Annotated in this window: 12 protein-coding genes, 1 tRNA gene and 1 pseudogene; 7 read left to right on the plus strand and 7 right to left on the minus strand. The window is 51.5% G+C overall.

Going from position 1 to position 19,056, the window contains the following annotated elements; all coding sequences use genetic code 11:
- Positions 1-81 precede the first annotated feature (81 nt).
- Positions 82-153: transfer RNA gene (locus tag GPK90_RS18805), tRNA-Gly, on the plus strand.
- 119 nt (positions 154-272) lie between these two features.
- Here GPK90_RS18805 and GPK90_RS18810 read toward each other — a convergent pair.
- The 5 genes from GPK90_RS18810 to GPK90_RS18835 form a co-directional block, all read right to left on the minus strand.
- Complete coding sequence (locus GPK90_RS18810; RefSeq protein ID WP_275950601.1) at positions 273-428, minus strand: DUF4368 domain-containing protein; 156 nt, start codon at positions 426-428, stop codon at positions 273-275.
- A 26-nt stretch (positions 429-454) separates the two neighbouring features.
- The gene (locus tag GPK90_RS18815) at positions 455-775 is read right to left on the minus strand and encodes a hypothetical protein (protein ID WP_346011310.1); all 321 of its coding nucleotides are present in this window, start codon (positions 773-775) and stop codon (positions 455-457) included.
- Between the two features lie 296 nt (positions 776-1,071).
- A complete protein-coding gene (locus GPK90_RS18820) occupies positions 1,072-9,474 on the minus strand; it encodes an S-layer homology domain-containing protein (protein WP_252197627.1) in 8,403 nt (2,800 codons plus the stop codon).
- A gap of 1 nt (position 9,475) precedes the next feature.
- On the minus strand, positions 9,476-9,850 hold the full coding sequence (locus GPK90_RS18830; RefSeq protein ID WP_118627164.1) for a response regulator: 375 nt from the start codon (positions 9,848-9,850) through the stop codon (positions 9,476-9,478).
- The gene (locus GPK90_RS18835) at positions 9,825-10,214 is read right to left on the minus strand and encodes a hypothetical protein (protein ID WP_215703672.1); all 390 of its coding nucleotides are present in this window, start codon (positions 10,212-10,214) and stop codon (positions 9,825-9,827) included. The genes GPK90_RS18830 and GPK90_RS18835 overlap by 26 nt, the downstream gene beginning before the upstream one ends.
- 197 nt (positions 10,215-10,411) lie before the next feature.
- On the opposite strand from GPK90_RS18835, the gene GPK90_RS18840 reads away from it, so the two are divergent.
- From GPK90_RS18840 to GPK90_RS19850, 4 genes are read left to right on the plus strand one after another with little or no spacing between them, the layout of a single operon-like run.
- Positions 10,412-11,140: a LytR/AlgR family response regulator transcription factor gene (locus GPK90_RS18840; RefSeq protein WP_215703673.1), complete on the plus strand. Its 729-nt coding sequence runs from the start codon at positions 10,412-10,414 to the stop codon at positions 11,138-11,140.
- On the plus strand, positions 11,137-13,266 hold the full coding sequence (locus GPK90_RS18845) for a hypothetical protein (protein WP_215703674.1): 2,130 nt from the start codon (positions 11,137-11,139) through the stop codon (positions 13,264-13,266). The genes GPK90_RS18840 and GPK90_RS18845 overlap by 4 nt, the downstream gene beginning before the upstream one ends.
- 1 nt (position 13,267) lies before the next feature.
- Positions 13,268-14,926, plus strand: coding sequence for an ATP-binding protein (locus tag GPK90_RS19690; RefSeq protein ID WP_215703675.1), 1,659 nt, complete (start codon positions 13,268-13,270; stop codon positions 14,924-14,926).
- A gap of 3 nt (positions 14,927-14,929) precedes the next feature.
- The gene (locus GPK90_RS19850; RefSeq protein ID WP_486463685.1) at positions 14,930-15,169 is read left to right on the plus strand and encodes a GHKL domain-containing protein; all 240 of its coding nucleotides are present in this window, start codon (positions 14,930-14,932) and stop codon (positions 15,167-15,169) included.
- 294 nt (positions 15,170-15,463) lie between these two features.
- Here GPK90_RS19850 and GPK90_RS18860 read toward each other — a convergent pair whose 3' ends face one another.
- Together GPK90_RS18860 and GPK90_RS18865 are read right to left on the minus strand one after the other, a co-directional pair.
- The gene (locus GPK90_RS18860) at positions 15,464-16,159 is read right to left on the minus strand and encodes an aspartate/glutamate racemase family protein (protein WP_118533550.1); all 696 of its coding nucleotides are present in this window, start codon (positions 16,157-16,159) and stop codon (positions 15,464-15,466) included.
- Between the two features lie 116 nt (positions 16,160-16,275).
- Entirely contained in the window at positions 16,276-17,379 is a 1,104-nt protein-coding gene (locus GPK90_RS18865; protein WP_215703677.1) for an iron-containing alcohol dehydrogenase family protein, read from the minus strand.
- A gap of 545 nt (positions 17,380-17,924) precedes the next feature.
- Here GPK90_RS18865 and GPK90_RS18870 point away from each other — a divergent pair.
- Together GPK90_RS18870 and GPK90_RS18875 are read left to right on the plus strand one after the other, a co-directional pair.
- Entirely contained in the window at positions 17,925-18,374 is a 450-nt protein-coding gene (locus tag GPK90_RS18870; protein ID WP_117553222.1) for an Hsp20/alpha crystallin family protein, read from the plus strand.
- A gap of 467 nt (positions 18,375-18,841) precedes the next feature.
- Positions 18,842-19,056, plus strand: a pseudogene (locus GPK90_RS18875) (RNA-guided endonuclease TnpB family protein); the annotation flags it as partial.

Genomic DNA, 19,056 nt, shown 5'->3' on the forward strand with positions numbered 1-19,056 from the left:
TCGGTCGAGGGCTTATCCAGGAAGGTCAAGTGAAGATTCAAAGGTTGATGAAGTTCAATATGTGGTTTTGAAGGTATGTTTGCACGAGTGGCTCAGTGGTGGAGTATCGCCTTGCCAAGGCGAGGGTCGCGGGTTCGAATCCCGTCTCGTGCTCTCAAAGAGATAGAAAAAAGAGTCATCCGATGGATGGCTCTTTTTTCTATGTTCAAGCCCTGCCGGGTTCGAACGGTTCGAATGTCTGCGCTCCACTCCGGTCGTCGCAGTCGAACGTCTCATTCTCGCCTTGATGAAGTGACTTTGGATACTTCCAGGGCTCCGATGCCCTTATAGTAGATGTCAATTTCCTGGGTGCGGTTCTTGCCCTTCGGATCGCTGGCAGTATGGACAACGATCTTCTCGACAAACTCATGCAAGATACATGGAGTCAATTCAGGAATTTTGGCAGCTCAATCCGCTATGCCAGAGAAAAGGATGAAAATGGATACTTCCCCTGCTTTGCCAGTTTCAACAGGCTGAAGAAAGACTTAAAAGCTCCGTCCACTTCCTTAAGGATCTGCTGGGCCATGTTGGAATTCAGCAGCCGATAGTTTTCGGAAGTCTTTAAGATGGCGTAGTTTTTCTCATATGGGAGATACTGGCTATGTTCAAAGTAATGCTGCCGTATCTGGTAGATGGCCTGGTTGGTCAGGTTTTTTGCTGTGCGGCATAATTCCCGTAGAATGAGAAATTCATCTTTGGACAGATGCTTTAGCTGCTGGCATACGGTCAAATACAAAACAGGTCCTCCTTTCCCAATCAGGACAGAACATACGTTCTGCATCAATTATAGCACATGATTTCACAAAAGGGAAAGAATTGTAATTGCTTACCATTTTACATCTGTCTATGTATCATTATAGCGGCATTCATCCCGCCACCTAAGAGGGATGGGGGGGATTCTGCCGATTTTACGATAAAATGCTGGACACCAGAGAAAAACAAGAGAAAAAATAAACGCGGCGGGGTTTCTTGATATCCGACCGCGTTTATCTTTGTCCGCTGATATACCGGCAAATCGTTTTTTATTGTAGGTTACTTTCTTGCACCATCCGAGCCGATGGTATATCCGTCAATGGTGGTATTTACCGCCATCGTCCCGTCTGTGTAGAAGTAGTACCACTTTCCGTCAATCTGCTTCCAGCCGCCGGCAAACATCATTCCGGTAGCCTTGACCAGCCAGTACCACTTCTGGTCGTCGGAGAGCCAGCCCTTCACTGGCTTCCCATTTCTGTAATAGCTCCACTGGCCGCTGTCATTCTGCTGCCAGCCGTTTGCGGTCTGCGAGTCAATGACGATCTCCACAAACCGCCGCAGGACGGTGGCAACCTCGGCGCGGGTAGCGGTTCCCTTGGGGTCAAACTTATTTCCATTCTTCCCGGCCAGGATGCCCGCCTGCTGCATGGCCCTGACCGCATCTTTCGCCCAGCTGCTGATGTTTGCGTTGTCCGCAAAGGTCACAGCCTTTAAGGTCTGGGGCAGATCATAGCCCAACTTTTTGGCATAATTTGCCATGATGACCGCCATCTGTTCCCGGTTGATGTTGGTATCCGGCGCAAAGGTGGTGGCGGTAACACCCGTCACAATTCCGGTCTGTGCTGCCCAGTTCACATAGGGCGCATAGTAAGCGTCGGCTTTCACATCGGTGAATTTCCCGGTCTGGTAGCTGTCCGGGTTGATGCCCGCCAGCCGCCCCAGGGCGGTGACGAACATTCCTCTGGTCATACCGGTGCCCGGGCTAAAGGTGGTGTCACTTGTGCCGGAGAGCAGTCCCCGACTGGCTGCAAAGAGGATGTTATCTGCTGCCCAGTGGCCGGTAATGTCGGTAAAGGCCGGGGCAGGGTTCTTGTAGCCCACGCCGTAAACGCTGAAATGGCCGGTTTCAAAAACCACCGCTTTCAGGCTGGCATCGTAGCTGGATCTGGTGATCCATTCCACCTTGCCCGCGTCGTCTACATAGACTGCATAGAGATTACCTGTCTGCTCACCCTTTGCCGGTGTGTAGGGCAAACGCACCGAGATGGTATGTCCATTCAGGCTGGTAATCGGCGTCTCTTTGCCGCCGGAGAGGTACACCAGCGACAGATCGTAGGCCGGTCTTGTGCCGATAGCGGCTTTGGCCTCGGTGGAGCGCAGGGCATCTACCTTATCTACCCGGAGAATGATGTCCCCACCAGCGGAGACGCTATCCAGCTGCTTCAGAGTGTCCAGCCCGATATTAACCGAAACCAGATGGTCTGTTGCAATGGTAAACTGCCGGACATTTTCTTTGACCAGCAGATCCAGCGTCTGCGCCTTGATGGTTACGTTAAAAGAGGTCTGGCCTGCCGCCGAGGTGATGGGAACGGTAACGGCAATCCCGTTCTCTGTGGTGCCGTTCTCTTTCGCATCCTGTTTGGCCTTGTCGATGGCGGACTGGACAGAGCTGTTGTCCACTGCCGCATTGCCGTTTTTATCCGGCTGTATGGGTTTGGTTTCACCGGTGACAGGGGCTTGAGGCTTGTTCTCCGGCTGGTTGGTGTTATCATTGTTGTCGGAATCGTCAGAATCGCCGGAGGAGGAACCTCCACCGCTGCCCGAACCACCAGAGGAGGAACCGCCGTCGCTGGAAGATTGCTTGGAAACGGTCAACGTTCCAGAAATATAGGTGATCTCATAGTTGTCATTTGACAGCGTACCAGTGATGTTGATCGCGGTTTTTCCGGTTTTGCTCATATCCGGCGTCTGTGCGTAGTCCAGTGTTACCGTGCCGCTCAGGGTATCTGCACCAACCAGCCCCTCCACCTTGTAGTCCTTATCTGCTTCCGGGCTGCCAAGGTCGGGCGCGGTGCTGCCGGTGTAGGCGCTCTTATCAAGCGCCGTAACGGTAACTGACTTTTTCGCTATGGTCACAGTCACGTTCTGTTCTGCCACATCTGCGTACTCTGCGTTTCCCTGAACCTTATACCAAACAGTGTATTCCCCCGCGTTTTTCGCTGTGGGGCTCTGCTCACTCCACTCAGAATCGTCAAGCCGGTAGAGCATCGTGCCGCCAGTAGTCTTGCCTGCTGTAACCAGAGCCTGCTCTGCACCGTTGTAGGTCAGGGCGTTTGCCGTAGGTGCCGTAACAGTGGGGACAAGCTTGTTGGTCGCATTGACATTGACGGTCAGCGTGATGTCCTCATAGTTTGCGCTCTTGATCACTACGGTCGCAGTACCCACAGAGCCGGTGGTTTCCACGTCATTTTTCTGAATGGGCAGGGTCAGCTTGCCGTTTTCCACCTTCGCGCCGCCGGTGTAGTAGCCGTCATTTAGTTTGATTTCGACGATCTCATAGGTGAGCGCACCGTACTCTTTGGGCGTTTCCAGCGTGGGCAGGGCGGGGAGCGTCACGGTGTAGGTCTTTTCGTGGCCGTTTACGATGACGAGCGCGGTTGCCTTGGTGAAGTCAGGCGCAGCGGCCTTGGTGATGTTGCCAGTCGTGGTGAAGCTGCTCTGCTCCAGGGCGTAATTCTTCGCTGCCGGTCCGATCAGGGTCACTGTGGCAGTGACGTTCTTGCCGTTGCCCACACTGGCATCGTCAAAGCTGGCGGTCACGTTGTAGTCTGTGTCTCGGTTCAAGATCACGTTGTCGAAGGTCACGCTGGTGATGCCCGCGTTTTTCGTGCCATCATAAAGCTTGGACGCAGCCGTTACCCCGGTGATCGTCAGCGGCTTCTGCCCAATGCGGACCGCCACGCTGGCGGGTGCGGTATCGTTGTGGTTTTCATCGCCAATCACCTGATACCACACGGTATATGCTCCGGCATCGGTGCCGGTAGGGATGTTCGGGCTGTATGTGCCGTTCTCGGTCAGGCTGTACTGCATGGTGCCACCGCTGGTCACACTGCCCGCAGTAATCAGCGCCTGCTCCTGTCCGGTATAGGTCAGATTTTCCTGCGCCGTGGGAGCGTTGAAGGTGGGGGTAGCCTTGTTCACCTTGACGGTCACAGTTCCGGTCGCGGTCGCGTATTCCTCATAGCCCTCCGCCGGGGTGAATGTCCACTCAGCCTGATAGTCGCCGGCTTTGTCGGGCTTGGTACTAGGATGCGTCCACTCGAAGGTGCCTTCGACCGTCTTGCCGTCGTCTTTCATCGTGCCAGTAATGGTGCTGACGAGCAGGATCTGGCCAAAGGTGATTGGCGTTGCGGTGATCTCGCCGTCCAGCACGGGAACGATCTTGTTCTTCGCGATGACTTTAACAGTCAGGAGCATGTCCTGATAGTTGTCCGTGGTGATCTTGACGCCTACGGTTCCGACGGAACCTTCGGTCTGAGATTCGACAGCCGGGACAGTCAACTGGAACTCATCGTTTGATGTGATCATTGCCGTCGAATTTGCGTAGCCGCCCTCTCCAATCAGATCGAAGTTGCAGGCCTCATATTTGATGGAGCCGTACTTACAATTATCGCCCAGCATCGGCAGCGCGGGAAGATTGACCAAGTAAGTCTTTGCCAGCCCGTTGATAACGGTCAGCTCTATGGGCTGCATCGTGGGCGCGGCCGCCTTGGTGATGCTAAACTTCCAGCCATCCGCCGTCAGGCCGTTGGCCGCAGCATAGTTCGTGCTCTCGGCTACATCGATCTTGACGGTGTATTCGCCCGCGTTCTTAGGCGTGGCTTCCTTACCGTCTTTATCGTAGTATTTTACGATGACATCGTCCGCGGGAGAAACTGTTGCGCTCTTGACATTGCCGTCATAGGTCAGGCTTGTCGGGGCGGTGAAGGTGAAGTCCTCCGCCTTGGGGGTAGCTTTGCCAATGGTATAGGTCACGCTGGCGGTCGCCTCGCCCACCTTGATGCTGGCGGTGTACTCGCCCGCGTTGGTGGGGAGCGTGCCGTTTTCCAATGCCTCTGGACCATACATGCCCATCTTTGTGTAGCTGATGGTGACCCCACTCGCCGCCGGACCCTGCCAATCGCTGCTTGCAGCCACCGTGGCGGGTTTGCCTTCCCCGCTGTAGGTCAGCTCGGCGGGGGCCTTGATGGTCACGCTGCCGCCGTTCGGGCTGGTGCAAGTCGTGTCTGTGCAGCTTGCGGTGATGGTCGCGCCGCTTGCCGTGTACGTCCAGCTATGCTGATGCCGGGTCACGGTGAACGGCTCGCTGTAGCAATTATAGCCATTGCTGCACTGGACGAAAATGTGGTACTGATAGCTCTTGTCTACGGGCAGCCCGGAAATCGTGAGCGTCTTGCTCTGCCCGTCGGTATGCGTCGCAGTATTAACATTGCTGAATTTCGTGGTCCAGTCGTTCTCTGATTCGTCAAACAGCTCCCACCAGTAGTAGTAGGTGACGCCCTCCGTTTCGGGCGCGATTACCGCAGTCAGCGTGATATTGCCGTCCGTCGCAAACGCCGAGTTTCCGGTGTAGTTCGTATCGTTATCCGGATAGATCTTTTCGACCGCGAAGGGGGCTTTTTCAACGGTGACTTCTGACGGGATTGAATTGGCGTTGGGGAGCCATTGGTTATCCTTTGTTTTTTTGTAAGCGTACCCCTTCGCCAGCAGCGCGTAGGGCTTGACATAGCCGGTGTCGCTCGTGATCTCGCCGTAGCTGCCGCCGCTGAGGCTGGCGCTGCTGCCGTCGTCCTTTACAGCCACACGGCTGAAGGTGCCGTTGCTCAGCGAAAGCTTTCCGCCGTTCTTCGCCGTGACAATGGCGAGCTCCGTATTCCCGTCGTTGACGGTCAATTCCGCGTCTTTGCCGTCCACCGTCACATAGAAGCCTCCGTTGCTGCCCGTGACTGTCAGAGAAATGCCCTTGGCGATGAGGTCCACATCCTTGGCCCTTTTCCCACCGGTCGCCAGCGTCACCGGCCCGTGGGTCAGCTCATAGGCGGTCCGCTTCCCGTAGACATTGCCATCCACATCCTGATACAGCGTGATGGTCTTTTCGCCGTCCGCCGCGTTCGCCGCCTCGATGGCAGTGGCAAAGGCCGCGTACCAGCTCGTCTTGCCGCCGACGGTCAGCGACGCCGCCATTTGTTTGTTGCAGACACTGCAAATGCCCTTGCCGTCCGTGCCGCCGTTGTGCGTATGCGACACGACCTTGACATTTTCCAGCGTATTCACTCCATCATTGGTCACAGCCTGATTATCACTTGCTCCGTAATACGCCGCGCCCTCCGCCAGCAGGTCGGCAAGTTTGTGGTCGCCGTAGCTTTTGATTTCCTTAAATGTGCCGCCGGAGAGCTTGACTTTGGTGGTGTAAAAATCCGCGAAGACAAACGTGCCGCCGGAGATCGTGCCCGTGACAGAAGAATTGAAGAACTCAACGCCGCCATGCAACTTATCATTGGTAAAGCTGCCGCCGCTGATGTTCGCGATGCTGCTGCCGTTGAATTTGACATTACCAGTGAAGGTACCGCCCTTGGCGTTCAGCGTGCCATTCACCGTGACGGTGGAGGTGAATGTGACGCCCTCCTTCACCGTCGCCGTGCCGTCGATGGTCGCACCTCGATAGCTGCCGCTGGCAAAGGTCACGTCCGCGTTTTCAGCGACCGTCACATTCTTGGCGGTGTGCGTTCCGCCCTCCAGCGTCAGCGTGCCGGTCAGCGGCATGGAGGTGCCGAAAGCATACATATCCCGCAGCAGGGTCAGCGTCGGCTCGGTGCAGCCCGCTGCGCTCCAGCCGTTCAAGGTCTGGATGGCCTCTGCATAGCCGTGTTCCAGCGCGCTGTCTTCCGTGAAGTAGGCAGTCTTGGTCGTGCCGTCAGTGCTCTGGGCGGTAATTTTCGTGTACAGTTTCTTGTGGCACACAGAGCATACGGGGTTGCTGTCATCGGCGCACTGATGGACGCACTCCGGGAACTGTACCTTGTACGCTGTATAGCCGGTCAAGTCCACAATTTTAGCGCTCTTATCAACGATGCTCCATGTACCGTCCTTTTCGCCGTACAGCTCGCACTTCGCGTAGTCGGTTCCCAGCAGGTCTTTAACGGTGAGGCTCTTGCTCGTCGTGTTATCCGTGAACCCGCCGATGGTGCAGGCGTTTGTATTGCCCTTCCACAGCTTCAGGCCGTAGCCCGTACTTGTGGAGCCATGCGCAGCATTGCTTAAAACCAACTCGCCGATTTTGCCGCCAAAGCGCTCCAATGCGCCGCCGGCCTGCAGTTCCACGCGCGAAATCTTGCCGGTGTAGGAGTCGTCAACCGCCAGCGTTCCGTTGGAGGAAACGTAAAACGTGACATCGAGCGCCTGCGTTCCGCCGCCTGTTCCGGAATCCTTGACCGTCAGAGTCGTGGGATTGTTCCCACCTCCGACGCTAATGTAATAACGCTCGCTGCTGACAGTTTTGCCATTCAGATCCAGCGTCGCTGAGTAGGTGTAAGAAGAAGAGCAATTTCCTGCGAGCGTCACATCCCGCAGCAGCGTCACGGTGTTGCCTCTGGCTGCATCAAACGCCTTCGTCAGCGTCTGATAATAGGCGCTATCGCCCACGCGCGCGTCGAATGTCGTCCCGCACTTCTTGCAGGTATAGCCGGTATCGTCCATCTCGTGCGTGCAGGGCACAAGATAGACATTGCCGTCATCGCCCAGGCTGGTCACGCAGTCGGCGGCGTCCGCCTTGAAGTTCTCGGCGCGGAGCGTCACGCCGCTTGCCGGTTCGGCGATGGCTCCAAGATTTATGCCTTCACGCACGCCCACACGGATGACCGAATCCTCTCTCAATGCGCCTGATACAAGAATGGGCAGCTTCCAAGCTTCATTGGCGTAATAACCGGCCTTCACCGAGCCGGAAATAGTGAGCTCAGGAGTGTTGCTTTCCCTTCCGTCGTAGTAAACGTCATATTGAGAGTTGTCGGTAACGGTAGCATCGGTGAGGGTAATAGCGCCCTTTCCATAGATGCCGCCGCCCTCAAAGGTACTGTTGTTTCCGGTGATCGTCACATTCTCGACGGTTACCCCTCTCTCCGAATAAATGCCGCCCCCGTGGCCATAACTTGTATTCCCCGTGGCGGACGCCTTGTTGCCGGTGATCGTGGCGTTGGAGATCGAAACATTGCCGGCGTTAAAGTGGATATAGATGCCGCCGCCGTTGCCGGCGGTTGCCGTGTTGCCGGTGATGGTGCCGCCGTCCATGGTGAAGCTGCACTTCTCGCCTACATACACGCCGCCGCCACCGCCGTCAGACGCACCCGCAGTGTTATCGGAAATGGTTCCGCCATGCATGGTGAATCTTGGCGGGTCGGTCTGATTCGTCGTGCCGACAAGGAACACACCGCCGCCGGAGCCGCTGCCTGCTTTATTACCGGTAATCTCTCCACCATACATGGTAAAGGACGAGCCGGTCTGATAGGCGCTGCCCTTTATACCGACCTGCACGCCGCCGGTGATCGTGCCGCTGTACAGTTCAAATTTGCCGCCGTTGACGGTCACTTCGCCTTGAACCCTGCCGCTGCCGATGCAGTCGGTCAGCGTCAGCGTCGCGCCGCTGCCGATGGTGATTTTGCCGTTGATCGTCTGCCCGTTCAGGCAGAGGTTGACCTCGCCGTCCGTTGGCACAGTCCAGTTCTCCGACACGGACTTCGTCAGATAATAGCTGCCCGCAGAATTAGGCAGGGAATCGGTAGTTGTCCACTCTGTGCCAGCAGTGTCATGTTCGTGCCCGTTGACATCTCCATTCCCGCCGCAGACGCAGTGGGTATGATCGGCCTGCGGCAGCGCAAACGCAGCCAGCGCCGCCGCCTCTTTTCCAAGACAGGCAGAGAAGTCTGCATTCTCCGCAGAGCAGATGGGACAGTCCAGATTCACCATCTCCTCACTGCATCGGTCGGTGCAGATACAGGCGGTTTCCTCTGTGCCTTTGCAGGCAGAGAGGTCTGCATCTTCCGCAGAGCAGACCGGACAGTCGGAATTGACCGCCTCTTTCTCACAGCGGATTTCGCAGATGCACTCCGCCGGAGCATTCCCGGACACGCCGGGAACAAGCCCACTGTCCTGAGAATTACACTGCTCACAGATATACCCGCAGGGCGTCCCCTCTGTGGCCGGAATGTAGCCGCAGGTATGGTCATGCTCGCCGCGTTCATGAGGACAGCTTAATCCTTTTGTGATACAGCCGCTTTCCTCACTGCATTCATGGGTACACGCGGTCGGCTGGGCCTTCTCTGCTTCAGATGGGGTCGCCGTATTTTCCGATATGCTTTCTTCCAAAACAGGATAACAGCTTTCGTCATGCTCATGGACACACTTCTTCACAAGGGTGTAGCAATCCTCAGTATGTTCATGTTCACAGGCTGCCCCTTCGGTTCCTTCCGTATATCCGCAGTTCTCTGTATGTTCCGGGTGATGCTCGCACAACCCCGTATGGACGGCGGACACACCCGCTTCCACCGCAGATGCCGGAACTCCCGGCATCGTAAAAATCATTGCCGCCGCCAGTAAAAATGCGGCCGGCCGTTTCCATTTCCATTTCATTTTATTCATCCTCCTCACGTTGTTCGTTCCTTCTCGTTGTTTTCTGAAGCAGCCGGGATACTGCCTCCCGCAGCTGATATTCCGTCACAGGCTTCACCAAAAAGGTGTCCACCTGCAGCCTGCGGCTTTGGGGTTCAAACTCTGCCTGGTCGCTAATCCACAGGAGAGGGACATCCCTGCTGTACCCTCGTATGCTCATGCAGAAATTCATCCCCCTGGCTCCGTCCTCCATGACCACCACAGCATCATAAGGCCCATCCCGCTGCATGGCATAGGTACAAAACACACCATTATCAAAGCGGTCTACTTTGCCCAGCTTCATCAGCAAAGCGGTTTCTTTTTCTTTCTGGCTATAACTGCACAGCGCAATTCGCATTTTCGCACCTCCATTTTGTGATAGGTTTTATCGCCTCATATAGCTCCTGATCGGAGCAGTCTGCCGGAAGAAACACAGGGATACGCAGGTGATATGCGATCAGGGCGAAGTTTTTATCATCACTCCACCAGACAAGCGGTACTTCCGGTGCCAGCCGCTTCGCCTGTATGGCCGCCTCCAGTCCCTTTGCTCCGGTCATGGCGATGACAACCGCATGGTACCGGCTTCGCCGGAGTGCCTGGGCAAGCTGGTTCTCATTCCACAATTCGTCAATCGCAAGCTGCCCATCCCCATCAAAAAGGGAGCGCAGCCTGCTTTCAAACCATTCCACATTTCTCAGCTCCGTACAAAGTGCGATTTTCATGCTGAGCCTCCTTTCCTAAAAATAAAAAAACCAGACCTTCTCATCGGAAAGTCTGGTAATATAATTAGAGTAGCATCTTGTCAAGAGAAATGCAACCGACTTTGTTTAAGACGCAGGTTTCCTGTTTAAGACGCAAGTTTTTTCCTGCGGTTTTATGTTATACTAATATTGGATTATTGTGCAAAGGAGATGGCACGATGCAGATTGCGATTGTGGATGACAGAGCAGAGGACAGAGAAGAACTGTCTGTCTGCCTGGAAAATTATATGAAAAAGCATCAGCTGGACTATACGCTGACAGAATTTGAGGACGGAGAGAATTTTTTGAAAGCTGCCGCCCAGGTCAATTTTCAACTTGTCTTTATGGACATCTATATGGAGAACATGGATGGAATGGAGGCCGCCAGAAGGCTGCGCCAAAAAAACAGGCTTTGTAAGATCGTTTTTCTGACCATTACAGAAGATTATGCCCGGATGGGGTACAGCCTGTCCGCCAGCTATTATCTGCTGAAGCCGCTTTCGCTCCATCAGGCAGATTTTGAAGAAGCGATGGAGCTGTGCCAGCTAAAACCACCCTATGAAGTGATGACACTTTCGGTTATGGCTGACCGTCAAAAGCTGGAACTTCCCACTGAGAAGATTCTATACATAGATTATCAAAACCGTATGACACGGATTCATACGGCGGAACGCGTGATACCGGTAAGCGGAGGTTTTCAGGAAGTCACTGCCGCATTGCAGAAGGACAAGCGTTTTTTGCCCTGCTACCGGGGCGTTCTAATCAACATGGATTATATCAGCCATGTTGACAGCCAGGCCTTCCGTTTGATAAACGGGGAGGAACTTCCGATTGCCCTCCGCAATGGAAAACAGCTGCGGGAAACCTACCGTCAATATGTTTTCTCTGGAATGGGGGGTATCGTATGAGAATAAAGGAAATACACAGGCGTATTCTGGGGGGCTGTCTGGTCTGCCTCCTCTGCTTCACCGGCAGTATCCCCGCATTTGCCGCTGAAACTGCAACCCCAGCCAATGCCGATGAAAGAAGGGAGAATCCGCCGGGGTTAGAAAGCAAGGCTCCGGGGACACTGGATAGTAAAACCCCGGAAGCATCAGAAGAAGCATCCCTCATCCTTGTCACAGAAATACAAAATGAAGACGAACTGCTCTCCCTGCCAGATTTCACCCTGCCCCTTAGAACCACACCGTCTGATGATGACCTGGAGGAAATTTATCAGCTGGCCCTTCAGTATCAAACCGTCTGCGCCACTGTAACAGTAGGTGAAGAAATCCGGCAGGAAACATTTCCTGTCGTATGGGATTTTTCGGCCATTGACCAGACCACTCCAGGCGAATATACCGCAGCAGGCCGGATTGAACTGCCGGAGGGGTATGCCTTTGGTGAAGCTGTCTTGCAGGAGCTTCAGATTTCCGTCCGGGTGGAAGAAATGCCGCCTGCTGTCATTACTTCCATAGAGCAATGGTATCCTTATACGGACGCGTTTGCGGTTCAACAGGGCAGCGAAACCGAAACACTGGAAAATTTGTTTGCCTTTTCCCCTTACTATCTGGAATGCTATGCGGAAAATGGAACCAGCTACACCGCTGTGGTGGAATGGGATTTTTCCGGTATTGATTTGAATACTGTGGGACTGTACTATGCAACAGGAAGGCTGACCGCACCAGCAAATACTGCGTTTGCAGAGGGAATTGCTTTCCCTGAAATCTCAATTCCTGTTTCTGTTCAGGCTCCGGGCAGCCCGGACATTAACTGCTTTCTGTCTGCCAGAGGAAACCTTCATTTTCCCTGGGTCACACCGCCAGGGGGACTGGATGAGATCAGCGTATGGCTGTCCGAGAACAACGGTTCATGGAACCGTCTGGAAAGTGGCGTTTATGTGGGTCAGGAAATGCTCTCGATTGCTACCCGTCTGCTGATGCCGGGCAGCAGCTACCGCCTTCAGGTTGATTATGACGGCGGACAGACCGGCATCCTGTCCTTTACCTACGCAGATGAAATTGTCCTTGAAGGGTATCACGATGGCGACCGAGATGGAGGGGATGCAGGCGGGAATCCACCCGATACCATCATTCAGCCGCCTCCTGAAGATACCGACGATCAGGATGACGGTTTCGCAGACAGGCCCTCCACAAAGCCTCCAAAACCGCCTGCAACAAATGGCGGCGGAATGGATTTCAACGATTCTGAAAAAACACCTTCGGTCAGCGAAGAAAATGATCCTGCGGATCATGAACCATCCCACAAGCCTTCCGAGCCATCCTGGGGGGGAAAGGATGATTCCATAGATATAGATAAAGACGATTTCCCATCGGAACAGGCAAACGGTGATACAGAGGAAGATACCGCTTTGCAGCAGCCCCCTGAAGTGCAGACGATTGCCGGCGCTTCAGAGCTTACCGTACCCGATCCTGCCTGGAAGCTTTCGGAAAACAGGAAAGAGCCGGTGCAAAGCGCTATGACCGTTCCCCAGGAAGTCGCAGATTCCCAAAACTCTGCTTTTTCAGAGTTCTTCGATGAAACCACTGACCGGATTTCCGGCACGCGCTTTTTGATGATGCTGCAAACAGAGGCGCAAAGAGCCGTCTTTTCCAAACAGGGAATCACCATCAGCATACCCAAAGACGCCTTGCCGGAGGGCATCCAAAACGAAGCTCAGATTGAAGTCATCATCCAAAAGGATGCGGACGGCGGTTTTTCTTTTTCGTTTTCCATCAATGGAACTGCGCTCAACTCCCTGCCGGATGTTTCTGTCATGCTGCCCTATCCAAATGACCCGACAGCCGGCACATTGTTCCTCTGTGATGAAAGCGGCGTGGAAGTTCCCATGACCGGTTATGACGATACGGCGAAAGCCGCCTCCTTTCAGATCAGCCATACAGGGACTTACACCATTGTGGGAAAGGAAGATGCCGTTTCCCTGGCACAGGCCGCCGACACAGAGCACAGCCGGTCGCCCATATTCCTTTTGATTCCGGCCTGTCTGGTTCTTCTGTCTGCCGGTGAATTTTTCCTAAGGAGGAGGCGAAAATAAGATGGTATCTTCTGCGGTAAAAAAATATGCTGCCTTATGTATGGTCTGCCTGTGCTCATCCCTGTTTTTTCTTGGCCTGTATCGGTTCAATAATAAATATAGCCAGAACACAATCCAAGCGGCAAATGGGATTCTGGCGCTTTCTGAGGAAGAACTTCAAAAGTCACCGGTGCGCTTTCTGGTATCCGGCTGGGCATTTTATCCTGACGCGCTTTTGACCCCGGAAGAAATACAAGATGAAAGCCATTATATGCGCTACCTTTCCATCGGAGAGCAGACCAATTTCTCCAGCCCTGCAAACCCTTCTCCCTATGGCTGCGGGACTTACCAGATGACATTCTTCCTGCCGGAACGGAAGGAAACATATGCACTGGAAATCCCGGAAGTGTTTTCTGCTTACAACCTTTATCTGGATCATGACCTGATCCTGCAAATGGGGGCACCTGCACAGGGGACACCATTGGTTCAAAACCGCATGGTCACTTTTCATGGCGGAAAACCGGTCACACTCACCATAGCGGTCAGCAACTATGACCACTTTTACGGAGGGATTGTTTATCCGCCTGCTTTCGGAACGATGCTGGCGGTCAATACAACCAGAGGAATCCGGTTTGCATTCTGCCTGTTTGGCTGTACAGTTACCTTTGTCTGTGCGCTGCTGTCCTTTTATTTCAGCCGCCGGATGAAACAGAAAAATACATTCCTGTTCGGACTGATCTGCCTTGCCATGTGCGGCCTGTCATCCTATCCTGTGCTTCATATGCTGGCTGCGGTTCCCGTATTCCCCTGGTACACGATTGAACTGTTCTGTATCTATCTGGTTACCTGGCTGATCGTAGTTCTGCAAAATCGGATATGCAGGCCGGGCTTTCTGCCTGCGGCCATCAGTAATGGGGTGGGCGCTGCCTTCCTGGTATATGCGTTTTTGTATGGCATGATGGCTTCCCATCTCTCCCTTGGAGCTATTCGTTTCTTCTCTGCATCGGTCTTTTGTTATAAGGCGGCATCTGCGCTCTATCTGCTTATCATCGCTGTGCTTGCCATTCACAGAGGAGAAAAACGGAGCAGGCCGATCTTTTATGCTGCGTCAGCCGCAACCTGCGCCTTTATATGGGATCGCCTTCTGCCGGTTTATGAGCCGGTTATCGGCGGTTGGTTTTTGGAATGGGGCAGCTTTTTCATAGCAGCAGCCATCGGTTATTCCCTCTGGCGCGATGTGATAGAAGGATATGGAAACAGCCTGATTTTCCAGGAAGAACGCAAGCAGGTCATCCGTCAGCTTTCTATGCAGACCGAATACAGCCGTCAGGTTTCAGAGGCAGCGGCAGAAAACAGAAGGCTGATCCACGACATCAAACACCATCTGCGTACCATAGACCGCATGGCCTCTGAACATGGGCAGACAGAGATCTGCTCCTTCCTGTTACAGGTTGAGGAACAAGTTGCGGCAACATCGGGTCACTCCCCTGCCCAGTTCTGCAAAAATCCCGTTGTAAATGCGCTGATTGAATACTACTACGGCATGGCGCAGACACAAGGGACAGAATTTCAGGTGCGGCTCGATCTTCCCGATCAGATGCCGCTTACCGATGTGGAACTGTGTACGGTGCTGGGCAATCTTTTGGACAATGCCGTTGAGGCGTGCAGCCGCCAAAAGTAAGGGATGCGCCGCGTTTTCATTGCAGGCGAAACCAGAGGCAATATGTACTTTTTGAAGATTGAAAACACTTACGACGGTCTGGCCTTGCAGGAGGGAAAAACATTCCTCTCCCGAAAGGGTACATCTGCTGATCATGGAATCGGGCTTTCCTCTGTCCGAAAAATCATTGAAAGCCATGGCGGTGATCTCGATCTTGTTCCCGGTGAGAAATCCTTTCTTGCTGGAATTACAATACAGATGTAAAAACTGTTTTTTGAGGCGCATTCAGATAACATAGGAAAGACCGCTTGTGGCGCTTTCTTGAATTGAAAAAAGCCCGCTTTTCGCGAAACTTGGACATTGCATTTTCGTACATTTCTTCGAGGGAAACGTGCTGGTGATTGTAATGAGTTGAATAGGCGAAGCCTATTTTTAATGTAACAGGAAATTCCGAAGAATTCCCTGTTACATTAAAAGGCATTGACGTGCCAAAGATGCGCACTCGCGCGAAGAGGTCGTAAGGCGAATCCACAATAACAGCGGTATAGGTGAAAGTATCTATTCCGACATAATTAAATCAATGAGTGAATCAATGTGAACTTGCATCACATTAAGGCATGGAACCGATAAATCAATTCCTTTGAAAATCAATGGGAGTTCTGTGCATCCAAGTATGATTGTGTCAACGTTTTCATCTTGAATGATTCGTTCTGCAATTGTTCGAAAGTTGTTTTGAGTATCAGATACAACTTTTCCAAGTTCCAGTTCTGTTTCAATTTTTCTACCAATATACTCTTTCTCTGCCGCATCCGGTGTAATGACTTCGATCCCTTTAGATTCGAAAGATTGCTGAAAAAAGGTTCCGTTCATGGTTGGAAGAGTTCCTAACAGGCAAACTTTTCTGTATCTGTGTGCTTTGGCAAATTCACTTGCGGTATCTACCATACTAACAAGCGGTACAGGAGATACTTTCGATAATGCATCAAAAACAATATGTGTTGTGATTCCGGTTAGAGCAGCATATTGTACTCCTGCTGCAGAAAGTTGATTGATACCGTTGAGAAGATAATCTGTCAACCCATCATAATCCTGCTTTTTGCATAAATTGAGTACGTCAAATACATTAAGACTTTCTATGGTGATATTGGGAAAGAAATTTTGACCACTTTTTTTCTGTACGCCATATTCTATGCTGCGATAATATTCAATGGTGGATTCTGGCCCTATTCCACCAATTAATCCTAACTTTTTCATTAATTTTACCTCTGAGTTTACGAAATTCTGCAAATATGTTCGTCTTCATGAATGCCTTGTGCAAAACTTCTAATGACTTTCCTGACGGAATAGCATGTAGATATTCCACGGTACATTTATAAGAGCATAGTCTGTTTTTTAAATTCCTGTCCGATCTTATTCTGTTCTTTCATGCATGCAATAAATTTCTCACGGGTCACATCTTGCGGGCGGTACTGCCATTCGGTGGAAGTAAGAATTCTATCTGCCATGAGATCAAATTCATCTTCGGTGATATCGATATCATCGAAGCATACCGGAAGACCGATACTGGCATTGAATTTCATGATCGTATCACGGAGAGCGTTCGCGCCTTCATAGGTGAGCAGGCAGAGAACACCGAGGGATACGACTTCGCCGTGCAGGTGTTCGTGACCATGACGCGTGATCGTGGAGCCGTTATAGACACAGTGCGCGAGGGAGGAATTGTAGTAATAATCCGGAATATGAGTCGTCATATTGGAAACGATACCGGTGGAGACGATGATATCCAAAGTGACCTGCATGAGGGCATCGCTGACTTTGTGCGCTTTTAAGGATGCGAGTGCCTCTTTTCCATAATCTAGGAGCGGTTGTGTGCAGACTTTACTGAGCTGGACACCCATTAACGGAGTATGGCTTAAGTGCTTACCTTTGCTGGAAAAAACAGCCTCACATTCTTTGGAGAGTGCGTCGCCGATTCCGGCCCAGAGGAGGTCGTAAGGAGAATCCGCAATAACAGCGGTATTGATGAAGGTATGATCCGCAAGCTTCGGATAATAATATTCCCGGAAAGTGCCGTTGGCATTGTAGATGACACAGATGGCAGTCACGGCCGCGCAGTTGCTGGCAACGGTCGGGAAGGTAAATAGTGGTTTGTCAAGTTCGTTTGCTACATATTTTGCGGTGTCGCAGGCTCTTCCTCCACCGACACCAAAGATGATATCTGCGTTGCGGACAGCCGGATTTGCGATCAATGCATTGCCGTTCTCGTAGCTGGAATCACCGCCGTACCAGATGAAATCCGTGATCTCAAGATCGGAGCCCTTGATGCCTTCCAGGAGCGCATCTTTTGCTTTTTCCATGGCTGTTTTACCGCCGATCACGACTGCCTTTTTTCCATAGTTTCTTGCGACGTATGGAAGTTCCTTGTAACAATTTTCACCGATGGAGTAATTAGGAAGATATACACTGTAACTCATTTGCTTCTGCCTTTCTTGTTGTGAGCTGACAAATATCCGGAAAAGGCGATACCTGTCAGGTTGTGGGGGTAACTGTTAGAGGATAGAATAAACTGTCCAGAAGCGTTACGGTTGATAGTAAAGATTTGTCATCAAAATGGATAACATATCAATATTATAGGCGCTTGGAAAAATAATTCAAGATGTTCTTAAATTATGTCCTTTAAATTTTCCTGCCATTGCACATCACATTGTGCTACTGCAGAAAACCAATGCATGTATGATCATGATTATGCACGAGGAGTGTGAGAGAAATAAGAAGATGCCAGATAGTTTCTAACTGTCCCAGCGGATTTTGAAAATAAGGAATATTTGAGCAGGAAAAAAAGTTCACAATTAATTCACAAAAAAATAGCACTCACCTCTTGACAGTGCTAATAATATGTGTTATAGTACATGCAGAACAAAGGAAGAGAGAAAGAAATCAAAGGGATGCAAAAAGTCCTGGAGATTTTCAGAATCTCCCAGACAATAGATTTCAGATATTCTGATTGGAGGAATGATTTATGTATATGCCGAGTATTTTTGGAGAGAGTTTATTTGATGATATGTTCCCGTTTGATGACAGCTTCTTTACTTCTAAGAAGAATCCGCTGTATGGAAAGAATGCTTCGAGAGTTATGAAAACTGATATCAAGGAGAATGAAGGTTCCTATGAACTGGACATCGATCTTCCGGGATTCAAGAAAGATGAGATCACTGCAGAATTGAAGGATGGTTATCTGACCGTCAGCGCTGCTAAGGGTCTTGATAAGGATGAGGAAGATAAGAAAGGTCATTATATCCGTCAGGAGCGTTATTCCGGAGCAATGAGCAGAACCTTCTATGTTGGCGAAGATGTAAAGCAGGAAGATATCAAGGCTAAATTTGAAAATGGTATCTTAAGCCTGTCCGTTCCGAAACCGGTTGAGCAGAAGAAGGTTGAAACTTCTAAGCGTATTGCGATCGAAGGTTAAGGAAGCGCGGCAGACAGTGAAAGCTGCCTGCGGTGTATGGTATCAATGAAAATAACCTGTAGCTGAAAAGGACCGTTGCCTTTACAGAGAGATCTGTGGGGCAGCGGTCCTTTTTTTTGTAACAGGAAATTCATAGGAAGTTCCTGTTACATAAAAAGGCACTGACGTGCCCAAAATGCGCACTCGCGCGAAGATGCAGATTGTCGCAAGCGCCTGCGCGTGGCGCGAGAATGTGCCAAGGCACGTTCTTTTATATAAAAGGTACAGCTGTACGTTATTGGTTTATCATAAAATCGGCAGAATACCCCCATTCCTCGTAGGTGGCGGGATGAATGCCACTATAACGATACACAGACAGATGTAAAACGGTAAGCAATTACAATTCTTTCTCTTCCCTTTTGTGAAACCATGTGCTATAATTAACACAGAACATATGTTCTGCACCAATTAGGAAAGGAGGAACCGTTTTGTATTTGACCGTATGCCAGCAGCTAAAGCATCTGTCCAAAGATGAATTCCTCATTCTACGGGAATTATGCCGCACAGCCAAAAACCTGACCAACCAGGCCATCTACCAGGTACGGCATTCCGAAAACTATCGACTGCTGAATTCCAACATGGCCCAGCAGATCCTTAAGGAAGTGGATGGATCTTTTAAGTCTTTCTTCGGTCTGTTGAAACT

This window comes from Clostridium sp. MCC344, assembly GCF_018785365.1.
In the GTDB taxonomy this organism is placed as follows: Bacteria; Bacillota; Clostridia; order Lachnospirales; family Lachnospiraceae; genus Pilosibacter.

Excerpts from the sequence above, each read along its gene's own strand:
- GPK90_RS19690 (WP_215703675.1), top strand. The coding sequence starts at position 13,268 with ATGGTATCTTCTGCGGTAAAAAAATATGCTGCCTTATGTATGGTCTGC.
- GPK90_RS18845 (WP_215703674.1), top strand. The coding sequence starts at position 11,137 with ATGAGAATAAAGGAAATACACAGGCGTATTCTGGGGGGCTGTCTGGTC.
- GPK90_RS18860 (WP_118533550.1), bottom strand. The coding sequence starts at position 16,159 with ATGAAAAAGTTAGGATTAATTGGTGGAATAGGGCCAGAATCCACCATT.
- GPK90_RS19850 (WP_486463685.1), top strand. The coding sequence starts at position 14,930 with ATGCGCCGCGTTTTCATTGCAGGCGAAACCAGAGGCAATATGTACTTT.
- GPK90_RS18865 (WP_215703677.1), bottom strand. The coding sequence starts at position 17,379 with ATGAGTTACAGTGTATATCTTCCTAATTACTCCATCGGTGAAAATTGT.
- GPK90_RS18820 (WP_252197627.1), bottom strand. The coding sequence starts at position 9,474 with ATGAAATGGAAATGGAAACGGCCGGCCGCATTTTTACTGGCGGCGGCA.
- GPK90_RS18870 (WP_117553222.1), top strand. The coding sequence starts at position 17,925 with ATGTATATGCCGAGTATTTTTGGAGAGAGTTTATTTGATGATATGTTC.
- GPK90_RS18830 (WP_118627164.1), bottom strand. The coding sequence starts at position 9,850 with ATGCGAATTGCGCTGTGCAGTTATAGCCAGAAAGAAAAAGAAACCGCT.
- GPK90_RS18840 (WP_215703673.1), top strand. The coding sequence starts at position 10,412 with ATGCAGATTGCGATTGTGGATGACAGAGCAGAGGACAGAGAAGAACTG.
- GPK90_RS18835 (WP_215703672.1), bottom strand. The coding sequence starts at position 10,214 with ATGAAAATCGCACTTTGTACGGAGCTGAGAAATGTGGAATGGTTTGAA.